Source organism: Vibrio sp. BS-M-Sm-2, from assembly GCF_041504345.1.
GTDB lineage: Bacteria > Pseudomonadota > Gammaproteobacteria > Enterobacterales > Vibrionaceae > Vibrio > Vibrio satsumensis.
In genome coordinates this window covers 1,708,313-1,732,081 of record NZ_CP167894.1, presented here as the reverse complement: position 1 = coordinate 1,732,081, position 23,769 = coordinate 1,708,313, and the positions used below count along the sequence as shown (strand labels likewise).

The window sequence follows — 23,769 nt, the reverse complement described above, 5'->3', positions numbered from 1 at the left end:
GAGGACTCCAAATAGTAATTAACTAATAAATTTTTGATGACGAGAAAGTATACAAGTTTAACTAGAGACTTTCTAGATCACCGTATACTTATCTCAATGGAAAATCTAGGGGATCTAGATTATTCCGCTAATAAAGCAGTAAGCATGCCGCTGTATTTCGCTGCTTGCTTATCTTCTTTTAAACGTTCCGCACGAATGATAGCTCTGAAGTCCATTAGGGCTGCATCAAAGTCATCATTCACGATCACATAATCATATTCTGCATAGTGAGAAATCTCTGATTTTGCTTCGCTCATGCGTTTCGCAATAACTTCGTCGCTATCTTGACCGCGAACATTCAAACGACGCTCTAGCTCACCATTTGATGGTGGAAGAATGAATACACTCTTCGCTTGAGGCATTTGTTCACGGATCTGACGAGCGCCTTGCCAGTCGATATCTAGGAATACATCGATACCGCGGTCTAGGTTTTCTTCAATCCAAACGCGTGAAGTGCCGTAGTAGTTGCCGAACACTTCAGCGTACTCTAGGAACTCACCTTTACCAATAAGATCTTCGAAGTGATGTTTTTCTACAAAGTGGTAGTGAACACCATTCTCTTCACCAGGGCGCATACCGCGAGTGGTGTGTGAAACAGATACCTTCATTGCGTAGGTTGGATTGGTTTCTAGCATTGCTGAGATCAAGCTCGACTTACCTGCGCCACTAGGTGCAGATACGATGTAAAGAGTACCTTTGCCCATCTGTATATTTCCACTGTTGGTTGGATTGAGTGAAGGCAATAGACCTACACTATAAAAGATAGCACTGACTCTAATTGTTGTTCCGTTGGTTACGTCTATAAAGAGATAACGAGTAAAACTAATAGAAGCAACTGGTGAAAATTAGGTCAGAAAAATGGAGGCGAAGAGTAGCATATTTAGATGATTGAGAACAACTGGCTTGATCGTTATTTATTGGCGAATGATCTTCATGAGGATCTTTGTAGAAATGTAATGACTGGTCATCGGTACTTTTTTATGTGATCTGGACAAAATTTGTTGAAGTTTTAATCTCAATCCTTACAATCCGCGCAAACGATTAAATGCTGTATATGTCTAGTGATATGGACTAGATGTTTCTACTACCGAGCCTACCTTGGTGACTACAGTTTTTAGTGTAGAGACTTCTCTATTCTCACAGCATTTGAATCACCAAATTCTTAATTTATTGCATAGGTTTTGTTGTGAGTACCGATTCCACCCTAAAAGCCCAGAACTCTTCTGGCTCACTTGATTCGTTGTTTAAAATCACTGAAAGAAAAACCACGATTGGCACTGAGCTGTACGCGGGTTTCATTACTTTCTTGGCGATGAGTTATATTCTGGCGGTCAACCCAGCGATTTTGGGTGGTATTCCTGGCATGGATAAAGGTGCCGTGTTTACTGCAACAGCACTTGCTGCGGCTATTTCGACCCTAATCATGGGTATTTGGGGCAACTATCCAGTGATGCTTGCGCCGGGCATGAGTATGAACGGCTTCTTTAAAGGCTTGCTATTAAGTGGTTCAGTCGCGGTCCTTTGGAATGAAGCACTATTCGGCATCTTCTTGTCGGGCATACTTTATCTTGCGTTCTCGCTGACCAATATTCGTAAGTCGATGATTGAGTCGATCCCTGAAGACTTGAAACTGGCAATTACCGTATCGCTCGGACTGTTTATTGCTTTTTTAGGTCTGAAGAATGCAGGTATTATCGTTTCTAACCCATTCGTGTTGGTTGGTCTAGGTGATATCTCAGATCCAAAAGTGATCATCGCTTATGTAAGTATCTTCATCGCACTAGGCTGTATGGTTCGTGATATCAAGCTCGCTACATTCATTTCATTTGTGTCGGCAATTGCATTAACTATTCTTGCTGACGTATTTATGGGTACATCAAACGCGCCAATCCCAGAACAGTTAGTAGCTATGCCGCCAAGCATGGCAGGCAGCTTCGGTGCTATCTTTGATTTCTCGGCTTTCACACCTGAGAAAATGTTCGACCTATTATTCATCGTGCTTATCTTCCTGATTGTCGATTTCTTCGATGGCTTGAGCACGATCGTTGGTGTTGGCCGCGATGCAGGAATCATTGATAAAGACGGTAAGGTGCCAAACGCGAAGTCGGCTCTAGTGGCTGATGCAGGCGGTACTGTGATTGGCTCAATTCTTGGTACCACATCGATTACGGCTTTCTCTGAGTCAGGTATTGCGTCTTCTCAAGGTGCGAAAACGGGCTTAGCGGCAGTCATGGTGGCTGGTCTGTTCTTAATCTCGCTGTTCCTATACCCAATCTTCTCTATCTTCTCGGCAGCCATGGTTGCGCCGGCGATGGTAGTGGTGGGTATTTACATGGTAGGTCGCCTTGGTCAGATTAACTGGGAAAAGAAAGAGTCACGCATTGCAGCCTTCTTCACCATCATGTTTACAGTGCTAAGCTTCTCTCCAGCGAACGGTATGGCGATGGGTTTCATCAGCTACGCATTCACAATGGTTGTGGCAGGTAAGCGCAAAGAAGTACACCCGCTTATCTACGGACTGTGTGTGGTGTTCTTAACTTACCTGATTCTGCTATAGGGCAGATCGGTAAGTAACGTTTGTTAAGTAACAGGCGATAAGTAAAAGACCAGTAGATGGCTCTGCAGTGAATGTAGGGCCATTTTTGTATTTGCCGTCTCTAGACATGTAACTGGTGGCGTTATCCTAAAGTGATAGTACGCGACTTATATTGATGCATGCTATTGTAGAGACTGGATTAATTATTTTTTGAAGAGTGACTATGCCTTCTCATTTACCCAAATCTTTTAGTAAGCCGTTTTTAAAAGTGTTCCACATTATGGAAGCGGTATTGCTGGTGGCGATCACGCTCGCGACCTTGTTTGCGATGGTCGAAGAGTTCATGCATGTCTTCGCTGAACGCCGTGTACAACTGACCGACATTCTATTGATGTTCATCTATTTAGAAGTGTTGGCCATGGTTCAACAGTTTGTGATGAACGGCAAGATCCCAGTGCGATACCCAATCTATATCGCGATGATGGCGATTGCTCGTTACATCACTTTGGGTATGAAAGAGCTCGATGCGGTATTGATCGTTTGGTTATCTTTAGCGGCATTTATCTTAGCCGCTGCAACACTCTTGATTCGTGTTGGGCATCATTATTGGCCGTATGTAGACCTTCGAACCAAGCAGCCAGATGAGTAACACTTTGAAGGTTAAGGTTTTATAAATGAAGCCCAGCGATATCGTTGGGTTTTTAATTGGGTTGGTTGAACAAAAAAACATCAATTTATCCAAATAACGCTTTACAAGCAGGCTAAGATCACCAAGAATGGCGTCGCTCTGTTTTCAGGGTTATTAAATGAAACATCCAGTTGTAAAGTAAAACCCTTAGTATTGCTTCATTGTTATTCTCAGTGTTTCCCTTAGCTTCATAGATACATTAAATAATTCAAGCTTTCAGCGCATCGCACTTTTGGCGATTAATTTTTTATTTTTATATAAGGGACACATCATGTCTAACAAAACAAACGGCGTAGTAAAATGGTTTAACGAAGAGAAAGGTTTCGGTTTCCTAACTCAAGACAACGGCGGCGCTGACGTATTCGTTCACTTCCGTGCTATCGCATCTGAAGGTTTCAAGACTCTTAAAGAAGGCCAACAAGTGTCTTTCGAAGTAGAGCAAGGCCAAAAAGGTCTTCAAGCTGCAAACGTTGTAGCTCTATAAGATTTTAAGTCGGCGCAGGTTGCATTAGCAACTTGCGTCACTTTCTCCCTTAAATCTTTCCCCTCTAGTTCCACCTGTAATATCCCCCTCAAAATATTCTAAAATCCTTTGTTACATCCGCTTCTCTGTTTTATCTATAGCTGTATCTATCTCTTGCTCCAAACAAATCTCCTGCGTAACAACCTGCTCAACCTGATTGGCATTATTGCATCCATAAAAAAAGCCCCTAAAACTAGGAGCTTATCTTGATCTAATCAACACTGATTCAGCTAATAGCTTATTCACAGCGTGTTACTGGCAAACTGTTATTCAATATTCTGAATCTGCTCACGCATCTGTTCGATGAGAACTTTAAGCTCTACGCCCGATGCTGTGATGTCTGTACTGATAGATTTAGACGCTAGCGTGTTTGACTCACGGTTGAACTCTTGCATCATGAAGTCAAGCTTACGGCCACAAGCGCCACCTTTTTTCAGTACTACATTCGCTTCTTTCACGTGAGAGTCTAGACGGTCTAGCTCTTCTGCTACGTCTGACTTCTGAGCCAGTAGGATAAGCTCTTGCTCAACGCGAGAACCTTCAAGTTCAATTTTCGCATCTTCAAATTTGGTAAGAAGACGCTCACGTTGCCACTCTAGGATTTCAGGCATGCGTGCACGAACTTTCACGACTTCTTCAGTGATCGCATCTAAGCGCTGTACGATTAGCGCCTTCATGTTCTCACCTTCACGAGCACGAGCATCAATGAACTCAGCAATTGCATCGTTGAATGCTTCAAGTAGATCTTTGTTGATGGCATCCATGTCTTGCTCTGGCGTTTCCATCACGCCAGGCCAGTTCATGACTTGGAATGGGTTCAAACGGCTGTCTTCGCCAGTCATGGTCATTACTTGGTTAGCAGCATTAATTACTTGCTGAGCCAAACCTTCGTTAATGCTTAGTTCGCCCTTTGCTGCAGGGTTTGCTTCAAAGCGCAGGTTACACTCAACCTTGCCGCGAGCTAGACGCTTACGGAAACGCTCACGCAAGATTGGTTCTAAACCACGGAACTGTTCAGGCATACGGAAGTAAGTTTCTAGGTAACGCTGGTTTACACTACGGATTTCCCATACTGCTGTACCCCAATCGCCTTTTACTTCTTTGCGTGCGTACGCGGTCATACTATAAATCATCGAATTTTCCTGTCTTTTATCATTCTGAAAATAACGCGCACGCATAGTATCACGATATGGTGTGCTCCCGAAGCTTGTCGCCTTTCATGATGGATAGCTTTGCATGATAAACTGCTATATAATCTTGCCCCAATCAAAACTGTCTCACCCCTTTCTTAGGTGATGCACTCTTTCGATAGTAAATCACTTCAGACTGTTAATAAGGTAGATACCAATGCGTCCAAATGACCGCGCTGTAGATCAAATTCGTCCAATTAAAATTACTCGTAACTACACAGCTTATGCTGAAGGTTCTGTATTAGTTGAGTTCGGCAACACTAAAGTTCTATGTAATGCGACGGTAGAAGAAAACGTGCCGCGTTGGTTAAAAGGCCAAGGTAAGGGTTGGGTAACCGCTGAATACGGCATGCTGCCACGTGCAACGCACACTCGTAACCGTCGTGAAGCGGCGAGCGGTAAGCAAGGCGGTCGTACGATGGAAATCCAACGTCTGATCGCGCGTAGCCTACGCGCTGTTGTTGACCTGAAAGTAATGGGTGAAATCATGATCACTGTCGATTGTGATGTTATCCAAGCAGACGGCGGTACTCGTACTGCTTCTATCTCAGGAGCAAGCGTAGCAATGGCTGACGCTATCAACAGCCTACTAGCAAGCGGTAAACTGAAAAAGAACCCAATGAAAGGCCACGTAGCGGCAGTTTCAGTGGGCATCGTTGGTGCACAAGCACTGTGTGACCTTGAGTACGTTGAAGACTCAGCAGCAGATACCGATATGAACGTTGTAATGACGGAAGACGGTAAGATGATTGAGATTCAAGGCACCGCAGAAGGCGAACCGTTCAGCCACGAAGAGCTGATGCAGCTTTTAGCCCTGGCGAATAAGGGCATTGCCGATATCGTCGAAGCGCAGAAAGCTGCGTTGGCCGACTAGTTTCTAGATAGCTCCCACATTGGGGGCTATTTTTTTATCTTCGTCGTATTCGCGCCCTCCGCGTTGTTAACTGCGCTTGCTCACCCGAATCACTTACTACTCGTAAGCTCACGGGGTTCGCAAGCTTGTTGCCTAGCGGAAAGCACGACTACTTAGAAGATACTGGGATGAGTTTAAGTTAATTAAGTTTTATTGAATAAACGTAGAGGAAAAACATGAAAGCATATCAACGTGAATTTATTGAATTTGCACTAGAGAAAGAAGTACTTAAGTTTGGTGAGTTTACTTTAAAGTCTGGCCGTAAGAGCCCTTACTTCTTCAATGCTGGATTGTTTAATACAGGTCGTGACCTAGCACGCTTAGGTCGCTTCTACGCAGCAGCATTGGCTGATTCTGGCATTGAGTTTGATGTGTTATTTGGCCCTGCATACAAGGGTATCCCAATTGCAACGACGACAGCGGTTGCACTGGCAGATCACCACGATGTGGACACGCCTTACTGTTTCAACCGTAAAGAAGCGAAAAACCACGGTGAAGGTGGCAACCTAGTGGGTAGCGAACTTGAAGGTCGCATCATGTTAGTTGATGACGTGATCACTGCTGGTACTGCGATTCGTGAGTCGATGGAAATCATCCAAGCAAACGGCGCTGATTTAGCGGGTGTTCTGGTTGCGATTGACCGCCAAGAGAAGGGCAAAGGCGAGTTGTCTGCTATTCAAGAAGTAGAGCGTGACTTCGGTTGTGCAATTATCTCAATCGTTAGCCTGACTGACCTTGTGACTTTCCTTGAAGAGAAAGGCACAGATGCAGCACATCTAGACGCAGTAAAGGCGTACCGCGCTCAATACGGAATCTAATCCCTGAAGCGTCGAACCTTACGGTTTAGCGCTCTAAGTTTAGAATCGAAAAATCAAAAAGGCCCGAGAGAGATAACTCTTTCGGGCCTTTTACTTTTCTATTGAAGCGAACTATTTTCTTATCTAAAGATAGGCGCTCTATTTGTAACGAATGCCGCGTTCCACTTCTGGATCTTCCATTGTTTTGAAGCGCTTGTGTAACCACATCCACTGTTCTGGTGCTCTTAAGATAATCTTCTCAAGATAGCGGTTCATATAGGCAGCGGCGGCTTTCTCATCTTTCTGCGGGTAGTTATCTTCGATTGACTCATCGGCCATGATTTCATACTTGCCGTCGGCATTTCTAAAACCAGACCCCGGAACAAGTGCACATCGGCTGGTGTACGCAAGAATGCTGGTGCCTGTAGTGGTGCATGCATCTTCTACCGCGAAGAAAGGCACAAACACAGATTTGTTACGACCGTAATCATGATCCGGTAGGTAGAAAAGGATCTCACCCTGACGCAGGATTCGGATCATGCGCTTCACATCTTTACGGTGAATTAGGCGGTTGCCGTTTTGGGTACGACCGCGGTACTGAATGAATTCATAAGCAGGGTTGTTGTGTGGGCGATAAACCCCTAAGCCAGAAATACCGAGAACAGCCATTGCTCGCGCAGTGATCTCTAGGTTTAAGGCATGCACACAGCACAACAAAACACCTTTACCGTTGGCTTTATGCGTACGCAGTGCTTGGGTATCTTTATCTACTAGGATTCGCTTGAAACGCCACGTTGGCCAGAACCAAGTAATTCCGGTTTCGATGAGTGCCATACCAGTGTTCTTGAAGTTCTCGCTGACCATTGCTGAGACTTCATCTGCTGGCTTGTCTGGGAAGGCGAGTTCCAAGTTACGTGTTGCTACCGCTACACGTTTTTTACCATAACGAGCGCCCAAAGAGCCTAATGAGCGGCCTAATAGCAGTAAGAGACGATAAGGAAGAACGTTAACGATAAGCGCCAATAACCCAAAACCGAACCATACCCCCCAGTATTTAGGGTGGAGTAACGCCAGAGTAAAAGGTGGCTTAGTAATAACGTGTTGTGCAGTGCTGTTTGTCGGAGAAGTTTTCGTCGTCATAACCATCACTTAAGATTTGATTGCTACTTAATTTGATTGCTACTTAATCTGAGCGCTTAGCAGAGCCCAATAAGCATCGAAGTTTTCTGTCGGTTGATATTTGAAGTCTGAGCGAACAAATCGATTCAAGCTGCCTTCAACTTGACCTAGCAGCTGAGCGGCTAAGATTTTCTCATCAACCGGGAATGATTTCCCTTCACGAAGCTTTCTTTCACGCAGGATCTGGCGAAGTTGCGTCTCAATGCGTTCGAAAAGTTGGTTGATGCGATCACGCAGGCGTTCATTTTCAAACATTAGAGCATGACCAGATAAAATTCGAGTCAGGCCGGGGTTACGTTCTGAGAAAACTAAGATAAGTTGTAGCACTAGGCGTATGCGCTCTAGCGTGTCTTTCTCTTCATCCAGAATGCGGTTGATTCGAGACATCAACGCTTCTTCAATGAACTCGATTAGGCCTTCAAACATGCGAGCTTTGCTTGGGAAGTGGCGGTATAACGCAGCCTCAGAAACACCCACTTGCTTGGCTAACTTTACCGTTGTGATACGAGAAGCACCTTCGGTCGATTCCAACATTTGTGCGAGAGCTTGTAGGATTTCTTCACGACGGTTTGATTTTCGAGCACCAGCCATCTATTTACTTCCTTTCCTAAAGATGAGGATTGAGTGAAGAAGGATTATAAACACCAATCAATTCTGTTTCCTAGTTTTGTGAGCCCTAGGTCAACAGAATCGAGAGGTGTCAGCAGATTGTCAGAGCAAATTTGTGCGTTTATGCATCAATAAGCTGTTGGATCTGTTCGAGGATCTGGAAACCAAGTGTGTCTTTGCTATCCAGTGGCAGAGACTTATCGCCGCCTTTCCAATAAAGATGCAGCTCATTGCTACTGCTATTGAAGCCTTGACCTTCGACTGAAACGTCGTTAGCGCAGATCATGTCGAGGTTCTTTCTTTCTAACTTACCGCGCGCGTATTTTTCAACATCTTGAGTTTCAGCTGCGAAGCCGACAGTAAATGGGCGACCTTCGGTCATTGAAGCGACAGAAGCGACGATGTCTGGGTTCTTAACCATTTGAATGGTCATGTCGTCTTTGCCATCGACCTTCTTAAGCTTTTGGTCAGCAATGGTCTCTGGGCGGTAATCGGCAACCGCGGCACAACCGATGAAAATGTCGTGCTGAGCAGCGCGTGAAGAAACGGCATCTAGCATCTGTTGAGCGCTATCAACATCAACGCGAGTGACATTATTCGGTGTCGCGAGTGATACTGGGCCACTGACTAAAGTAACCGCAGCGCCTTGTTTAGCTGCTGCTTCGGCCAGTGCATAGCCCATTTTTCCTGAGCTGTGGTTGGTAATGTAGCGCACAGGGTCGATCGCTTCTCGAGTCGGGCCTGCAGTAATAAGTACAGAGCGGCCTGCAAGTGGTTTGGGTTGGAAGAAGTCTTCACAGCGGTGTACAAGCTGCATAGGCTCTAGCATGCGGCCCATGCCCACATCACCACACGCTTGTTCGCCAGCCGCCGGTCCCCAAATCTCACAACCACGACGTTTTAGTGTTGCGATGTTCTCTTGAGTGGCAGGGTGGCTGTACATCTGTTGGTTCATTGCCGGAGATACCGCAACTGGCGCATCGGTTGCTAGAACCAAAGTGGTCAGTAGGTCGTTACCCATGCCAGCTGTCATGCGAGCAATCAGATCAGCGGTTGCTGGCGCTAGTAATACCAAATCAGCCCATTTTGCGAGCTCAATGTGCCCCATGGAAGCCTCAGCAGCAGGATCAAGCAAACTATCAGACACTGGCTTTCCAGAGACGGCTTGCATGGTGAGAGGAGTAATGAACTCCTTGGCTGCATTTGTCATCACGACTTGTACTTGTGCTCCACGTTCAATTAAGCGTCGAGTCAGTTCGGCACATTTATACGCAGCGATACCACCACTAATGCCAAGTAGGATTTTTTTCCAGCTAGGCCTTGTTGGTCAGCGTTACTCAGTTGATTAACCAATGTTTGCATGATTCTGTTCCTTAATTTCTCTGCGACTTACGATATCAGAACAAAGGATAAGTGCCTAGAAGCAGAACTCGAACAGAGTTGACGCTCATCAAGTTGGTGTTATCAAACTTATCAATTACACGATTTTGTTAGTGTCTCGTTTCCTTTGACCTCTATCGAAGGATCTCTGATTACGATCTCATTAAGGTGATGGGTTGTGTTCATGACCAATGATTGTCTTTATATGCCAATAGATAAAATACCTGCCGAATCGATGCCGAGAGAAAAGTTGTTAAATAGAGGGCCTGATTCCTTGAGTGATGCGGAACTGCTCGCGATATTCCTGCGAACAGGGACACAAGGAATGAACGTCTTGGAACTCGCAGACAAGTTGATCAAAGACTTTGGCTCGCTCCGTCACCTTTTTTCAGCAACACAGGAAGAGTTTTGTGCTCATAAAGGGATGGGGCAGGCCAAGTATGTTCAATTGCAGGCTGTATTAGAGATGACGCAGCGTTATCTAGCAGAGACTTTATCTCGTGGAGATGCGCTTACTAGCCCAAGTCATACTAAGCTTTATCTCTCGAGCATGTTGCGCGATCGCCAGCGAGAAGCCTTCTATATATTGTTCCTCGATAACCAAAATAGGGTAATAAAGGACGAGGTGATGTTTGAAGGAACCATCGATGCCGCATCGGTTTACCCGAGGGAAGTGGTTAAACGGTCACTTCATCACAATGCGGCGGCATTAATTTTGGCTCACAACCATCCTTCGGGTGTTGCAGAACCAAGCCAAGCCGATAGGCGGATTACACGTCGATTAACCGATGCACTGGCGCTGGTGGACATACGAATACTCGACCATTTTGTGGTTGGAGATGGCGAAGTTGTCTCTTTTGCAGAACGTGGATGGATTTGAATCACATTTTAGGTTGTTAGTTGCGTTAAATCTGCTATTATTCCGCCCACATTTTTAGACCTAAAATCAGCTCTGATTACTCAAGCAAGCTGCGCTGCACAAAAAAAGATCACGAAATCCGTAAAAAGGATCTGTTCGGGTCTTGAGCAATGCGTGTCAAGTTAGTATAATGCGCGACCTTTGATAGCCTTGTATGGATTTTCCATAACGGTTTTTACCTTCTATTTTAATTGATAGAGAGGTTCGGCCACCAAGGTTGATATCGAGCTGAAACGATTGGAGAAGACATTCATGTCCCGAGTATGCCAAGTAACTGGTAAGCGTCCAGTAACGGGTAACAACCGTTCACACGCACGCAATGCTACTAAGCGCCGTTTTCTGCCGAACCTACAAACTCATCGTTTCTGGGTAGAGAGCGAAAAACGTTTTGTTAAACTACGTCTAACTGCTAAAGGCATGCGTATCATTGATAAGAAAGGCATCGATGCTGTTCTTGTTGATATCCGTGCACGTGGCGAAAACGTTTAAGAGGAATTAAGCAATGGCTAAAGGCATTCGTGAGAAAATTCGTCTAGTATCTTCTGCAGGTACTGGTCACTTCTACACAACTGATAAGAACAAGCGTAACATGCCAGGCAAATTTGAGATCAAAAAGTTTGATCCAGTAGTTCGCCAACACGTTATGTACAAAGAAGCTAAAATCAAGTAATTGATGCTTTTTTTGCTCTTCTTCAGTAGAAGAAAGAATTGAAAAACCCAGTTTAATCGCTGGGTTTTTTTATATCTAAAATTTGAGTAACTTAATTGTTCTTGCTTAATATAACGCCTTATAGATAGAAAACCGCACAACATAGAAAGTATCGCCACTTTCACGATATACTGAATGTTCAATAGGTTAGATGAGCAGAATCAGATGAGATATCGTGGACGCCGGTGGAACAACATACTCATGTTCAGTGTGATCGCTTTTATTGGCGTGTTAAACCTTCCAACATTGATCAAAGCGTACCTTATCGAACCTGAGCCTCAGGTTGATAGCCCTTATCCTTATCTCCTGAACCCAAAAGCAGAGCTTCAAGCGTTGCACTTTGCTAAGTGGTCTGTCATTCAACAAGACAATCAATGGATTTTCCAGTTCAAAGGTACGGACTTCCCTCAAACCACCAATGCACAAGAGTTATCACAACGTTGGAAAGAGCTTGTGGGCACGGAAGTCGACTCACAGACCTACACAAACCTTACGTCTCGGTTAAAGACACCACACACCATCGAAGTATGGTACCAAGACCAAGAAGAGCCCCAACGCATTACTTATTATCAATTGCCTGAGTTCTGGTTGTTAAAAAACTGGAATGATCAGTGGTTGGCGGTGTCTATTGAAGAGAGCTACCTGTTTCCAAGCTTTAACGCTAACCACTCCTCTAAATCGGACGACTAGATTATGCCTGAATTACCCGAAGTCGAAGTAAGCCGTATGGGGATCTCACCTCATTTAGTCGGTGAGACCATTAAAACGCTTACCTTTCGCACGCCTAAGCTGCGTTGGGATATCCCACAAGAGCTCAAAGCATTAGAAGGGCAGGTGATTCGATCTATCTCGCGTCGCGCAAAGTACCTATTGATTGAAACAGATACCGGCACTGCCATTGTTCACCTTGGTATGTCTGGCTCACTGCGCGTGTTAGATGCCGATTTCCCGGCAGCAAAACACGATCACGTGGATCTTAAGCTCACTAATGGCAAGGTTCTGCGTTATAACGATCCGCGCCGCTTTGGTGCATGGCTGTGGTCTGCTCCTGATGAAATACATCCAGTGTTACTTGGTTCTGGCCCTGAACCGCTAACTAATGACTTTAATGCTGACTACATAGCCGAGAAGGCAGAAAAGCGTAAGGTTGCCGTCAAGCAATTCATCATGGACAACAAAGTGGTGGTGGGTGTCGGAAATATCTACGCCAACGAAGCGCTATTTTCTGCACGTATCAACCCTTTGCGTCCCGCAAGCAAAGTGACAAAAGAAGAGTGGGTCTTGTTGACCAAAGAGATCAAACAAGTCCTCGCCACCGCCATCAAGCAAGGCGGCACTACCTTAAAAGATTTCGCACAGGCGGATGGTAAACCTGGATACTTTGCTCAAGAGCTACAAGTGTATGGCAAAGCAGGCGAAAAGTGCCCTAATTGTGAAGCTCTTATTCAAGAGTTAAAAATAGGGCAGAGGAACACGTTTTTCTGTGAAGAGTGCCAAGTATAAAAAAACTGAACTTATGTTCACTTTTTTACGCTAGTAGATAGGCAGGCTAGTAGCTACAATTACACTAATGATATGAATTGAGAATAGTAGAATGAAATATTTAGTAACTGGCGTTGCCGGGTTTATTGGCTCTGCAGTTTCAGAGCGATTATGTGCAGCAGGACATGAGGTTGTCGGTATTGATAACTTGAATGACTACTATGAAGTCTCTTTGAAACATGATCGCTTAAAGCGCATTGAGCATGAAAACCTAATCTTTATCGAGTTGGATCTTGCTGATAGAGAAGGCATGGCAACGTTGTTTGCTGAGCAAAAGTTTGACCGTGTGATTCACTTAGCGGCGCAAGCTGGCGTTCGTTACTCAATCGATAATCCAATGGCGTATGCTGATAGTAACCTTGTCGGTCATTTAGCTATTCTTGAAGGCTGTCGCCACAACAAGGTTGAACACCTAGTGTACGCATCATCAAGCTCTGTGTATGGCTTGAACCAGAAAATGCCATTCCACACGGCAGACAGCGTTGACCACCCGATTTCATTGTACGCAGCGACTAAGAAGTCGAATGAGTTGATGGCACACACTTACTCGCATCTATATGAAGTACCGACGACAGGCCTTCGTTTCTTTACCGTCTACGGCCCTTGGAGTCGCCCTGATATGGCGATGTTCAAGTTTGCGAACTTAATCGTGGCGGGTAAAGAGATCGATATTTACAACAATGGCGACATGATGCGCGACTTCACTTATATCGATGATATCGTTGAAGGTATTATTCGTGTTCAAGACCGAATTCCAGCTAAACAGCCAGATTGGACTGTAGAGCAAGGCTCACCAGCGACCAGCTCAGCACCATACCGAGTGTTTAATATCGGTCATGGTAGTCCAGTTAAATTAATGGACTACATCGAAGCGTTAGAAGACGCTCTCGGTGTTGAAGCGAAAAAGAATTTCATGCCAATGCAGCCAGGTGATGTGTATGCAACTTATGCTGATACTGAAGATCTGTTTGAAGCGGTTGGCTACAAACCTCAAGTTAAAATCCAAGAAGGCGCGAAAGCTTTCGCTGATTGGTATAAAGCCTATTATTCGCTGTAGTAATTGATGGTTTTGAATTAAAAATAGCGCCAATGAGCGCTATTTTTGTTTTTGATGAGCATATTACTTAGCTGTTTTTATTTTGATTTCAGCCGCAACTTTTTGTGGTACAAACTGACTAATGTCCCCACCATGAATCGCCACTTCTCGAACTATTGTCGAAGAAAGGAAGGCATATTCTTCCGAAGGGGTTAAAAAGACACTTTCAAGTCCGGGTAGGAGTTTTCGGTACATACTCGTGAGACCGAATTCGTATTCAAAATCCATGGTTGTTCTTAGGCCACGCACCAATACGTTAGCTTTCTGTTGCTTCGCAAAATCGACCAGTAACCCAGAAAACCCCTCAACAGACACGTTAGGCAAGTGAGACACTGCATCCCGCAACAGCTCTACTCGCTCCTCTAACTTAAACATGGTCTTTTTGCTTGGGCTCGCGGCCACCCCTACGGTGATATGATCAAACATGCTCGCGGCACGGACGATAATATCGAGGTGACCATTGGTTACCGGATCGAAAGTGCCTGGGTAGATAACGTGTGTGGTCATATTAGCTGTCCTTGCTTGGTGTTTTAATAGAGTTTAAAGCTTTGTCGAGTGTCTGTTTTACCATGTCGAGCGTGATGTCTTTCATTAAATCATCGCCTTTTGCTCGAGTTCCCCATGGAAGGTCTTGAACCGGTTTCCCTTGTTGCGCCTCTACGTGCTGCTGATAAACGCTGACCACAATATCAAGGTCGTTATAGGGCCCAGTTCTTCGTGGGTCACTGTGTGCGTATAACCCGATTACAGGCGTGGATTGTGTGGTTGCCAAGTGGGCTGGGCCAGTATCCGGTGCCAATACAACCGTTGCATGTTTCAGTACGGCAGTCAGTTGCTTCAAGTTCGTTTTGCCAATCAAGTTGATGACAGGAGACTGGCATAGCGCCTCGATATCTTTACCAAGGTTCACTTCTCGTGGAGCTGGAGAACCACACAGTACCACTTGCATACCTTTTTTTACTGCATAATCGGCAATAGCGGCATATCGATCAGTCAACCAGTTACGTGAATCTTTGCTTGCTGCAGGGGAGATAACTAAGGTCGGCTTGTCTGCCATGGTGCTAATTGCTAGTTGTTCATCTTCAGGTGTTAAAGGGATATCCCATTGAGGCTTATCGAAGGGCACACCGATGTAGCGAGCAAATTCGGCAAAGTTATCCAACACATGAAACTTATCTGAAATCGGTAGATGGTGGTTGGTAAAGAGTGACTGCATTTCACGAGTACGGTTTTTGCCAAATCCCACTTTGCACTTCGCCTTTATCCCCCAAGATAGCACGCTGGCTCTGAGTGCGGCTTGCATATGCAGAAGTGCATCAAATTTACGATCAGATAGCTGACGCCATAATTCACGCATTCCTTTGAAGCCTTGTTTCTTATCGAAAACAATCACCTCAATACCGGGTAGATCGCCGATCAGCATGGCTTCTATTTTGCCCGTTATCCAGGTGATTTTCGTTTCAGGCCACTGCTTCTGGATGGCTTGAACCACAGAAATAGCATGACAAACATCGCCAATCGCGGAGAGGCGAAGTATGCAAAGAGATTGAGGTGCAGTTGAGAACAGTGACATAAAGTGCCCGAAAAAAGTGAATAACATCAGAATTATGCAGATACTCGCATTAGTTGTAAAATAGCAATGACGAAAAGCGACCCAAAGGCCTCATAGATGGAAACGATTAGCACCAAGAACCAAACAATTTGGTACGACCCTGAACTTTTGGCGCAGGTACCAGAGGGCAATATCGCTCAGATCTTTGAGGCTGAATATTGGCAGCAACAAGACGCCATTTCAGGCAGTGCTCAAGGACGCGGTACCACATGGTTCATTCAGCTTGATGGAATACAGGCTGCACTGCGCCATTATCGCCGTGGCGGCTTGTTTGGGAAGTTAGTCGAAGACCAATATCGTTTCTCTGATTGGGAAAGCACGCGCTGTGCGATGGAGCTTAATGTTCTCAAAGCATTGGCAAACGCAGGTGTGAATGTACCTAGGCCTATTGCCGCTCGGGCGACGAAAAGTGGACTACTTTATCGAGCGGACTTAATGTCTGAACGAATTCCCAATGCCAAAGATCTGGTTGATGTCTTGGTCAATGGCCCGATAGATGCGGATATTTATCGTCGAATTGGGCAAGAGGTACGCAAGATGCACGATGCTGGGGTTAATCATACTGATCTCAATATTCATAATATCTTACTTGATGACTCGCAAAGGGTGTGGATCATTGATTTTGACAAGTGTGGGCATCAAGCGGGTGATGATTGGAAAGAAGGCAACTTGAATCGATTAAAGCGCTCGTTTTTAAAGGAAGTGCACAAGCGCCAGATTCAATGGCAGGAGTCGGATTGGGAACTGTTATTGCAAGGCTACCAAGTGCTGTTAGTTAAGAGTGCTGACTAGCTAAGAAGGCCATTAATTAAGAATGAATGCCAAGGTTTTATCCAACGCCCCTCGGTTCTGCTCAACCACTTGATAAGCCGCTAAGCCTCTGTTTTTACGCAAGTCAGGCTGAGTGAATAGCTCTCTTAGCTGGCCTGCAATTTCATTACTGTTTTGACAAATAGTGACGGCTTGAGCTTCAAGCAGTTTGTCTGTGATCTCGCTGAAGTTAAAATAGCTAGGGCCATTGAGTAAAGGTAACTGTAGTGCTGCCGGTTCTAGAAGATTGTGGCCACCTACCTTATCGCCCACAAGGCTTCCTCCCATAAAGCACGCATCAGCGCCGCCGAGTAGTACCAACATTTCTCCCATCGTATCCGCAATATACACTTCAATATCAGAGGTGATTGGTTGCTGAATCGTTCGAGTGAGGGTGTTGAATTGGTGCTGTTTAGCCAGTTCCGTCACTTGGTTAAACCGCTCTGGGTGGCGAGGCACGATCATCAGCAAGGTATTAGGATTGTCTTTAAGGAGCTGTTTATGAGCGTCTAAGATAATTTCATCTTCGCCTTGATGAGTGCTAGCAGCTATCCATACACAGCGTTCAAAGCCAATTTGTTCACGTAACGCTTTGCCTTTGGATACTTGTTCAGCTGAGACTTCAATATCAAACTTGATCGACCCAGTCACATGCACAGATGCTTTATCTAACCCTAATCGTATAAAACGCTCAGCATCATTGGGGTATTGGCAAAGTACTTGAGAGAGGTTTTTGGCTAAGAGGTCAAAAACGGCTTGGAATTTAGCATAACGCTGGCATGAGCGTTCAGATAGGCGAGCGTTGAGTACTGAAATGGGGATTCCAGCTCTCGCGACGCAGTGCAGTGTGTTTGGCCATAATTCGGTTTCCATGATTAACATCTGTTTAGGCTGAACAGTTTTCAAGAAACCTCGAATGCACCAAGAAAAATCAATCGGCATGTAGCGGTGCTCGACCAAATCACCAAGCTTCTCTATTTGCTCAGCACCTGTGCTGGTCGTTGTGGTAACAATGATGGCTTGATTTGGATCTCGCAGCTTCAATTGTTTAATGACAGGCATCGCAGCAATAGATTCACCAACCGACACGGCATGAATCCAGATAGGGCTTTTACCTTGAGTTTGCGGTGTGATACCGAAATGTTCTTTCCAGCGCTTACCAAAATTTGGCTTTCCGGGTTTGCTCTTATAAAGCCCATAGAGAAGCAGTGGAGAGGCCAATGACAATATAAGAGTGTATATAAGTCGTATAAGCATAAGAACAGTGACACCAGAGGGTAAAATCAGTAATCAGAAGAGTATTTTCTTCAATCTCGAAAGTAAAGAGCGTTATAATTAAATGCTTAGTTACACTTTCAAACGGAAATGGTGAACTCTATCTCATCGCTTATGCAAACCGATCAATCCTATCGTTTCTTGCTCTATGTCGAGCAAAACTACTCATTTGCTATTCTTCGCCCATTTTATAACTACGCGAAGCAACTTGGTCATGACGTTAAATGGTTGCTGGTTGGTGAGGATGCTTCTGAACATCTTTTATTAGAGCAAGAGCAGCGTGTGTCTTTGACAGAAGCTGTTGCCTACAATCCTTCGGCCGTTTTAGTGCCAGGGGATCGCATTCCTGCATTTATTCCAGGATTGAAGGTGCAAGTGTTTCACGGTTTGAATGAGAGTAAGCGAGGGAACTTATATCCTGAGCGTGGTCTATTTGATTTGTATTGCACCGAAGGCCATGAAAGAACGAGTTCATTGGAACCACTAGCTAAACAGCGCGGCTATTTTCAAGTAAAAGAGACCGGATGGCTGAAGCTAGATAGCTTGTTTAATTATCAAGCTGGTGAGAACCGTCATGAGAGACCTCAAATTCTATTCGCTTCCACTTTTTCGCCAAGCTTATCGTGTGCTGAATTGGTTTATGAAGAGCTTAAGCGCCTAAGCCAACAAAGCCAGTGGCAATGGTTAGTGACATTGCATCCTAAAATGAATCAAGAGACACGAGCGAAATATCAAGCACTGGAAGGGGATAACCTTCTCTTTTTCGACAATGATCGAGTGATTGAAATGCAACATCGTGCTGATGTGATGGTGTGTGATAACTCATCGATATTTCAGGAATTCTTGTTGCTCAATAAGCCTGTTGTAACGGTAAATAATCGAGACCCTCAAGCAAGCTTTATTAACATTACTCAAGCCGAGCAATTAGAGTCAGCAATTCAACAAGCGATGCTGCCTGATGAAGCAAGAGATAAAGCCATTGCTAATTATGGTCCGTCGATAACGCCATATTTGGATGGACAATCTTCAGCTAGAGTTCTGGATGCTATTACCGAAGTGTTAGAAAGCGGTTGGCAAGATAACAAGCCAAAAAATTGGATTCGTAACTTTAAGATCCGTAAATCATTAAACTATTGGAAATTCTAGGGCTGAATAATGAAAATCTTAGTTTGTGCATCGTATCTACATGCTTGGAATAGTATTCGCCCTGAAGCGGAAATATTTGTAGAACTTTCAAATCAAGGTCATTCCGTGACTGTGATGACCCAAGGTGAGTCTGAATATGTCGATAGGCTTCGAAAAAATGGCATCAAGGTTATCGACTGTTATCCGAAAAGAAAAATTTGCTTTGATACGATTATGAGAATTAGAAGCGAACTAAAGAGTGGGGCATATGACATATGTTATGCCTTTAATTCAAAAACTATACCTAATGCCGCATTTGCATGCGTTGGTCTCAAGGTGAAGTTGATTGCGTACCGAGGAACAACCGGTGGTTTGTATAGGCATGATCCAAGTGCTTATCTGACTCAACTTCACCCTCGTATCGATGGTGTAGTCTGTGTGTCAGAGGCGGTTCGACAGGATGTTATCAAGCGAGTTTGGAAAAACAAAGATAATGTCGTGACTATTTATAAGGGGCATCAATTAGAGTGGTATCAAGTCGAACCAACGTCTAGGGAGTCACTTGAATTGAGTCAGACAGATGTTGTTGCCTTCTGCGCTGCGCACGTGCGCCCTAGCAAGGGAATATCTGTTCTTCTCGAGGCGACTAAATATATTACAGTCCCCAATTTTCATCTGGTTCTCGCAGGTAGTGGCTATGACCCCCACTTTGACGAGATGAAAAATAGTCCGATCTCAGATAGAATTCACTATATTGGTCATCGAAAAGACATTCCTTCATTAATGGCCATGGCTGATATTCAGGTACAGCCATCCGTTAGTGGTGAGGGACTGCCTCGTACAATTATTGAAGCGATGGCTAACGGAACAGCGTCAGTTGTTACCACTACAGGCGGAGCGCCAGAGCTTGTCGAGGATGGTCAAACAGGTTTTATTGTTCCTACTGCTGATGCTCAGGCATTAGGTGAAGCTATTAATAAAATCGCTCAGGACAAACAGCAATGCTCTGGTATGGGGCTTGCTGCAAAAGAGAGGCTAGCACGTCACTTTAGCTCTAAAGTAACAGTGGCTGAACACTTAAAGTATTTTGAACGTCTACTAGGTCATTCAAACTAGCTCAATGAAAAAGGTATATTGATTCAATGAGAACATTATCTGCGTTAATTATCTGCAAGAATGAAGAAGACCGTATTCGACCTTGTTTCGAATCGCTAAAAGGTTTTGCTGATGAAATAATTGTTTATGATTCTGGTAGTACGGATAAAACAGTTGAAATAGCACGAGAATACACGGATAAAATCTGGGTTACGAAAGATTGGCCGGGTGATGGTTATCAAAAAGCTAGAGCTTTTGAGCAGGCCACTTGTGATTGGGCTTTAATCATCGATGCTGATGAGTACTTAGATGAAGATATGAAATCTGAGATAACATACCAATTAAGCGATCCCAAGCTAGAAGAAGTTGCTTTTAAATTACCTTGGGGCAATTTGATTCTAGGTAAACAAATGCGCTTTGGCCGTTCATCTAGAGCCCCTAAACGTCTTTTTAAGTGTGAAGGAGCTTCGATCACTAAAGTGGTTGTGCATGCCAATGTAGAAACTGAAGGGAAGGTTTCTACTTTAAAAAAAGGTTTTTTGATGCATAACTCGTTACGCGGCTTTGATCACCTTATGGAAAAGAGTCGTGTCTATGGTTGGGAGACCACGAAGAAGTACTACAGTAAAGGTAAACCGAGTTTGGGTATTCCGTTCGCTATTTTACGTTCAGTTTGGACATTTTTCTTGATTTATATTATCCGTTTAGGGTTTTTGGACGGTAACCGTGGCCTATTGATGGCGATGAACTTTGCTCAATCCTCATTTAATAAATATGCAGGCCTGTGGTATCTAGAGCAAGAAGCTAAGCTGAAAAGCAATAAGCATTAAAATAGAAATTAACAGAGATTTTAGTATGTTAAATAACAAAACAGTATTAATTACAGGTGGCACAGGTTCATTTGGCAAGCAATTCATTAAAACGATTTTAGAGCGTTACCAAGATGTAAAGAAAATTATCATATTTTCTCGTGATGAACTAAAACAGTTTGAAATTAAGCAAAATTATCCTCAAAAAGATTACCCACAATTACGTTTCTTCATCGGCGATGTGCGTGACCGTAACCGTATGATTCAAGCCTGTGAAGGTGTTGATGTAATCATTCATGCTGCGGCAATTAAGCAAGTTGATACAGCAGAATACAATCCGACCGAGTGTATTCGTACTAATATTGATGGGGCTGAAAATGTAATTAATGCAGCACTACAGTGTGGTGTAAAAGATGTAGTAGCACTATCTACAGATAAAGCGTGTGCTCCGATTAATCTATATGGCGCAACTAAGTTAGCTTCTGATAAATTATTCGCCGCCGCTAATAATATTCGTGGCTCTAAAGATATTCGTTTTAGTGTTGTTCGTTACGGCAACGTTATGGGCTCTCGAGGCTCAGTTATTCCGTTCTTTATTCAGAAAAAAGAAGAAGGTGTATTGCCAATTACCCATGAGGAGATGACTCGTTTCAACATATCTCTTCAGGATGGTGTCAACATGGTGATGTACGCTATCGAGAACCATATTGGTGGTGAAATTTTCGTACCCAAGATCCCATCTTACAAAATATTAGACATTGCAGAAGCTATTGCGCCTGGTATGCCAACTAAAGTTGTTGGTATTCGCCCTGGTGAAAAACTTCATGAAGAAATGATTACAGATACTGATTCTCTTAATACGATAGATCTGGGGCGTTATTACGCGATTCTTCCTTCTGTTTCTTTTACATACACAGAAGATGAGTACATGAATCACCATAAGGCTGAAAAAGTGCCTTTTGGTTTTAAATACAACTCAGGTACCAATACTGAGTGGGAAACGATTAAAGGTCTACGCGACCTAATCAAAGAACATGTTGACCCTAAATTTACAGTGTGAGTAAAACAGTGATTCCATACGGCAAGCAAGATATCAGTCAGCAAGATATTGATAGTGTAGTTGATGTTCTTAAATCTGATTTCCTAACTCAGGGACCACAAGTTCCTGCGTTTGAAAAAGCGTTAACAGAACATACTGGTGCTCAGTATGCGTTAGCAGTGAACAGTGCAACCTCCGCTCTACATATTGCTTGTCTCGCTTTGGGTTTGGGCAAAGGAGATTGGCTTTGGACATCTCCTATTACTTTTGTAGCCTCAGCAAATTGTGGCTTGTACTGTGGTGCAAAAGTTGATTTTGTCGACATTGACCCAGATACATACAACATGTGCCCTAAACGACTTGAAGAGAAGCTAATTAAAGCAAAAGCTGAAGGTAGGCTGCCAAAAGTCGTAGTGCCAGTACATTTATGTGGACAGCCATGTGATATGGCTGCAATTGATAAGTTAGCCAAAGAGTATGGGTTTAAGCTTATTGAAGATGCTTCTCATGCGATTGGCGGCCTATATCAAGACCAGCCGATTGGGAATTGTGAACACTCAGACATCACGGTATTTAGTTTCCACCCAGTAAAAATCGTGACAACTGCCGAAGGCGGTGCCGCTCTGACCAATAGTAAAGAACTCGCTGATAAAATGGCGCTGCTGCGTAGTCACGGTATTACGCGTGATCCAGAGTTGATGCGTGGTGAGTCTCATGGTGGTTGGTATTACCAACAGATAGACCTTGGATTTAATTATCGTATGACAGAGCTGCAAGCTGCACTGGGTGTGAGCCAAATGAAGCGCTTGAATGAGTTTGTCTCTGCTCGTCACGAGTTAGCACAAGGCTATTATACTAAGTTAGAGAATTTACCGGTTGTCCTGCCTTACCAGCTTCCCAATACTTACTCAGGCTTGCATTTGTTCGTGATTCGTTTGAACTTGGATGATATTTCACTCAGTCATCCACAGGTTTTTGATGAGCTACGCGAGCGTGGTATTGGTGTGAATTTGCATTATATTCCAGTACATACCCAGCCGTATTATCAAGACTTAGGTTTCATTGAAGGGGAGTTCCCTGAATCTGAACAGTACTACCGCGAAGCGATTTCTTTGCCGATGTTCCACGGTATGACGGAAGCTCAACAGAATACGGTTGTCGACGTATTAACTGATATTCTAAAAGGTGTGTAATGAAAATAGCGATTATTCCAGCTCGTGGGGGGAGTAAACGCATCCCGCGAAAAAATATTAAAGATTTTAACGGAAAGCCGATCATTGCGTACACTATAGAAGCCGCATTGGCATCTGGATGCTTTGATAAGGTCATAGTATCAACGGATGATGCTGAAATTGCTGAAGTCGCAGAGCAGCATGGCGCAGAAGTACCGTTTATGCGTCCAGCAAACGTTTCTGATGACTTTGCCACAACGGCAGATGTTCTGTTGCATGCTATTGATTGGTACGAAGAGCAGTCGCAGTCGATTGAATATCTGTGTTGTATATACGCAACAGCACCCTTTATCGATGTCAACGACATACGCAATACCTATAATTTGTTACTAGAGTCACCCTCTGCTGATTACTGCTTCCCTGTTTGTGAGTTTCCATTCCCAATACAAAGGGGCGTAAAGTTGACCCAAGGGCAACGTGTTGAGATGTTCCAACCAGAACATTTCAACACCCGATCTCAGGATCTTGAGGTTGGGTACCATGATGTAGGGCAATTTTATTGGGGCAAACCAAGCGCTTACCGTCAAAAGATCCCTATGTTTTCAGATAAAGCAATTGCATATCCTGTCTCTAGAAAACGAGTTGTTGATCTTGATACCCCTGAGGATTGGGATTTTGCTCTATTACTTTCTCAAGCATTAAAAGGTTAGAC

General features: G+C 44.1%; 25 protein-coding genes, 1 pseudogene and 1 riboswitch. Of the genes and pseudogenes, 18 read left to right on the top strand and 8 right to left on the bottom strand.

Translation table 11 applies throughout. The features are described 5' to 3' along the window. Window positions 1–119: 119 nt before the first annotated feature. On the bottom strand, window positions 120–743 hold the full coding sequence (gene gmk, locus AB8613_RS07795) for a guanylate kinase (RefSeq protein ID WP_048661314.1): 624 nt from the start codon (window positions 741–743) through the stop codon (window positions 120–122). A 324-nt stretch (window positions 744–1,067) separates the two neighbouring features. Then, window positions 1,068–1,167, top strand: a riboswitch (purine riboswitch). Window positions 1,168–1,225: 58 nt separating this feature from the next. Between gmk and AB8613_RS07790 the strand changes: the two genes are divergently transcribed. The 3 genes from AB8613_RS07790 (at window position 1,226) to AB8613_RS07780 (ending at window position 3,747) form a co-directional block, all read left to right on the top strand. Beyond that, window positions 1,226–2,596 carry an NCS2 family permease gene (locus tag AB8613_RS07790; protein WP_048661315.1) on the top strand — a complete coding sequence of 457 codons (1,371 nt, stop codon included), beginning with the start codon at window positions 1,226–1,228 and terminating at the stop codon, window positions 2,594–2,596. Between the two features lie 202 nt (window positions 2,597–2,798). Continuing rightward, window positions 2,799–3,224 (top strand): phosphate-starvation-inducible protein PsiE, encoded by a 426-nt coding sequence (locus tag AB8613_RS07785; protein ID WP_017062464.1) that lies wholly within the window; start codon window positions 2,799–2,801, stop codon window positions 3,222–3,224. A gap of 310 nt (window positions 3,225–3,534) precedes the next feature. After that, window positions 3,535–3,747 (top strand): cold-shock protein, encoded by a 213-nt coding sequence (locus AB8613_RS07780; RefSeq protein ID WP_004735656.1) that lies wholly within the window; start codon window positions 3,535–3,537, stop codon window positions 3,745–3,747. A 305-nt stretch (window positions 3,748–4,052) separates the two neighbouring features. On the opposite strand, the gene AB8613_RS07775 is transcribed toward AB8613_RS07780, so the two are convergent. Further along, complete coding sequence (locus AB8613_RS07775; RefSeq protein ID WP_004735725.1) at window positions 4,053–4,919, bottom strand: YicC/YloC family endoribonuclease; 867 nt, start codon at window positions 4,917–4,919, stop codon at window positions 4,053–4,055. A 214-nt stretch (window positions 4,920–5,133) separates the two neighbouring features. Between AB8613_RS07775 and rph the strand changes: the two genes are divergently transcribed. Together rph and pyrE are read left to right on the top strand one after the other, a co-directional pair. Then, complete coding sequence (gene rph / locus AB8613_RS07770; protein WP_009847983.1) at window positions 5,134–5,850, top strand: ribonuclease PH; 717 nt, start codon at window positions 5,134–5,136, stop codon at window positions 5,848–5,850. Window positions 5,851–6,065: 215 nt separating this feature from the next. After that, window positions 6,066–6,707 carry an orotate phosphoribosyltransferase gene (pyrE, locus tag AB8613_RS07765; protein ID WP_371714013.1) on the top strand — a complete coding sequence of 214 codons (642 nt, stop codon included), beginning with the start codon at window positions 6,066–6,068 and terminating at the stop codon, window positions 6,705–6,707. Window positions 6,708–6,845: 138 nt separating this feature from the next. Here the strand turns inward: pyrE and lpxL are convergent, their stop codons facing one another. From lpxL to coaBC, 3 genes and pseudogenes are all read right to left on the bottom strand, one after another. Continuing rightward, window positions 6,846–7,826, bottom strand: a complete 981-nt coding sequence (gene lpxL, locus AB8613_RS07760) for an LpxL/LpxP family Kdo(2)-lipid IV(A) lauroyl/palmitoleoyl acyltransferase (RefSeq protein WP_146491992.1) — start codon at window positions 7,824–7,826, stop codon at window positions 6,846–6,848. 39 nt (window positions 7,827–7,865) lie between these two features. Next, window positions 7,866–8,456: a nucleoid occlusion factor SlmA gene (gene slmA / locus AB8613_RS07755; RefSeq protein WP_017063086.1), complete on the bottom strand. Its 591-nt coding sequence runs from the start codon at window positions 8,454–8,456 to the stop codon at window positions 7,866–7,868. Between the two features lie 139 nt (window positions 8,457–8,595). Then, a pseudogene (coaBC, locus tag AB8613_RS07750) lies at window positions 8,596–9,836 on the bottom strand (bifunctional phosphopantothenoylcysteine decarboxylase/phosphopantothenate--cysteine ligase CoaBC). Between the two features lie 223 nt (window positions 9,837–10,059). Here coaBC and radC point away from each other — a divergent pair. The 6 genes from radC (at window position 10,060) to AB8613_RS07720 (ending at window position 14,081) form a co-directional block, all read left to right on the top strand. After that, the gene (gene radC, locus AB8613_RS07745) at window positions 10,060–10,734 is read left to right on the top strand and encodes a DNA repair protein RadC (RefSeq protein WP_029236389.1); all 675 of its coding nucleotides are present in this window, start codon (window positions 10,060–10,062) and stop codon (window positions 10,732–10,734) included. Between the two features lie 291 nt (window positions 10,735–11,025). Continuing rightward, window positions 11,026–11,262 (top strand): 50S ribosomal protein L28, encoded by a 237-nt coding sequence (gene rpmB / locus AB8613_RS07740; RefSeq protein WP_004728407.1) that lies wholly within the window; start codon window positions 11,026–11,028, stop codon window positions 11,260–11,262. Between the two features lie 13 nt (window positions 11,263–11,275). After that, window positions 11,276–11,443, top strand: a complete 168-nt coding sequence (gene rpmG / locus AB8613_RS07735) for a 50S ribosomal protein L33 (protein WP_002535344.1) — start codon at window positions 11,276–11,278, stop codon at window positions 11,441–11,443. Window positions 11,444–11,647: 204 nt separating this feature from the next. Next, window positions 11,648–12,172, top strand: coding sequence for a hypothetical protein (locus AB8613_RS07730; RefSeq protein WP_372384771.1), 525 nt, complete (start codon window positions 11,648–11,650; stop codon window positions 12,170–12,172). Window positions 12,173–12,175: 3 nt separating this feature from the next. Further along, complete coding sequence (gene mutM, locus AB8613_RS07725) at window positions 12,176–12,985, top strand: bifunctional DNA-formamidopyrimidine glycosylase/DNA-(apurinic or apyrimidinic site) lyase (protein WP_081230193.1); 810 nt, start codon at window positions 12,176–12,178, stop codon at window positions 12,983–12,985. A 91-nt stretch (window positions 12,986–13,076) separates the two neighbouring features. Beyond that, window positions 13,077–14,081, top strand: coding sequence for an NAD-dependent epimerase (locus AB8613_RS07720; RefSeq protein WP_081230192.1), 1,005 nt, complete (start codon window positions 13,077–13,079; stop codon window positions 14,079–14,081). Between the two features lie 63 nt (window positions 14,082–14,144). Here AB8613_RS07720 and coaD read toward each other — a convergent pair whose 3' ends face one another. After that, window positions 14,145–14,627 carry a pantetheine-phosphate adenylyltransferase gene (gene coaD / locus AB8613_RS07715; protein ID WP_285953033.1) on the bottom strand — a complete coding sequence of 161 codons (483 nt, stop codon included), beginning with the start codon at window positions 14,625–14,627 and terminating at the stop codon, window positions 14,145–14,147. A gap of 1 nt (window position 14,628) precedes the next feature. Further along, the gene (locus AB8613_RS07710) at window positions 14,629–15,693 is read right to left on the bottom strand and encodes a glycosyltransferase family 9 protein (protein WP_372384770.1); all 1,065 of its coding nucleotides are present in this window, start codon (window positions 15,691–15,693) and stop codon (window positions 14,629–14,631) included. A gap of 96 nt (window positions 15,694–15,789) precedes the next feature. Between AB8613_RS07710 and AB8613_RS07705 the strand changes: the two genes are divergently transcribed. Next, on the top strand, window positions 15,790–16,524 hold the full coding sequence (locus AB8613_RS07705) for a 3-deoxy-D-manno-octulosonic acid kinase (protein WP_372384769.1): 735 nt from the start codon (window positions 15,790–15,792) through the stop codon (window positions 16,522–16,524). Window positions 16,525–16,536: 12 nt separating this feature from the next. On the opposite strand, the gene waaA is transcribed toward AB8613_RS07705, so the two are convergent. After that, on the bottom strand, window positions 16,537–17,799 hold the full coding sequence (gene waaA / locus AB8613_RS07700; protein ID WP_372384768.1) for a lipid IV(A) 3-deoxy-D-manno-octulosonic acid transferase: 1,263 nt from the start codon (window positions 17,797–17,799) through the stop codon (window positions 16,537–16,539). A gap of 132 nt (window positions 17,800–17,931) precedes the next feature. On the opposite strand from waaA, the gene AB8613_RS07695 reads away from it, so the two are divergent. From AB8613_RS07695 to pseF, 6 genes are read left to right on the top strand one after another with little or no spacing between them, the layout of a single operon-like run. Further along, window positions 17,932–18,963 (top strand): UDP-N-acetylglucosamine 2-epimerase, encoded by a 1,032-nt coding sequence (locus AB8613_RS07695; RefSeq protein ID WP_146492015.1) that lies wholly within the window; start codon window positions 17,932–17,934, stop codon window positions 18,961–18,963. A gap of 9 nt (window positions 18,964–18,972) precedes the next feature. Next, complete coding sequence (locus AB8613_RS07690) at window positions 18,973–20,058, top strand: glycosyltransferase family 4 protein (protein WP_372384767.1); 1,086 nt, start codon at window positions 18,973–18,975, stop codon at window positions 20,056–20,058. Window positions 20,059–20,084: 26 nt separating this feature from the next. After that, complete coding sequence (locus tag AB8613_RS07685; protein WP_372384766.1) at window positions 20,085–20,867, top strand: glycosyltransferase family 2 protein; 783 nt, start codon at window positions 20,085–20,087, stop codon at window positions 20,865–20,867. 25 nt (window positions 20,868–20,892) lie between these two features. Then, on the top strand, window positions 20,893–21,906 hold the full coding sequence (gene pseB, locus AB8613_RS07680) for a UDP-N-acetylglucosamine 4,6-dehydratase (inverting) (RefSeq protein WP_372384765.1): 1,014 nt from the start codon (window positions 20,893–20,895) through the stop codon (window positions 21,904–21,906). Then, window positions 21,903–23,078 carry a UDP-4-amino-4,6-dideoxy-N-acetyl-beta-L-altrosamine transaminase gene (pseC, locus tag AB8613_RS07675; protein ID WP_372384764.1) on the top strand — a complete coding sequence of 392 codons (1,176 nt, stop codon included), beginning with the start codon at window positions 21,903–21,905 and terminating at the stop codon, window positions 23,076–23,078. Before pseB ends, pseC begins: the two co-directional genes overlap by 4 nt. After that, the gene (pseF, locus tag AB8613_RS07670; RefSeq protein ID WP_372384763.1) at window positions 23,078–23,767 is read left to right on the top strand and encodes a pseudaminic acid cytidylyltransferase; all 690 of its coding nucleotides are present in this window, start codon (window positions 23,078–23,080) and stop codon (window positions 23,765–23,767) included. The genes pseC and pseF overlap by 1 nt, the downstream gene beginning before the upstream one ends. Window positions 23,768–23,769: the final 2 nt, after the last annotated feature.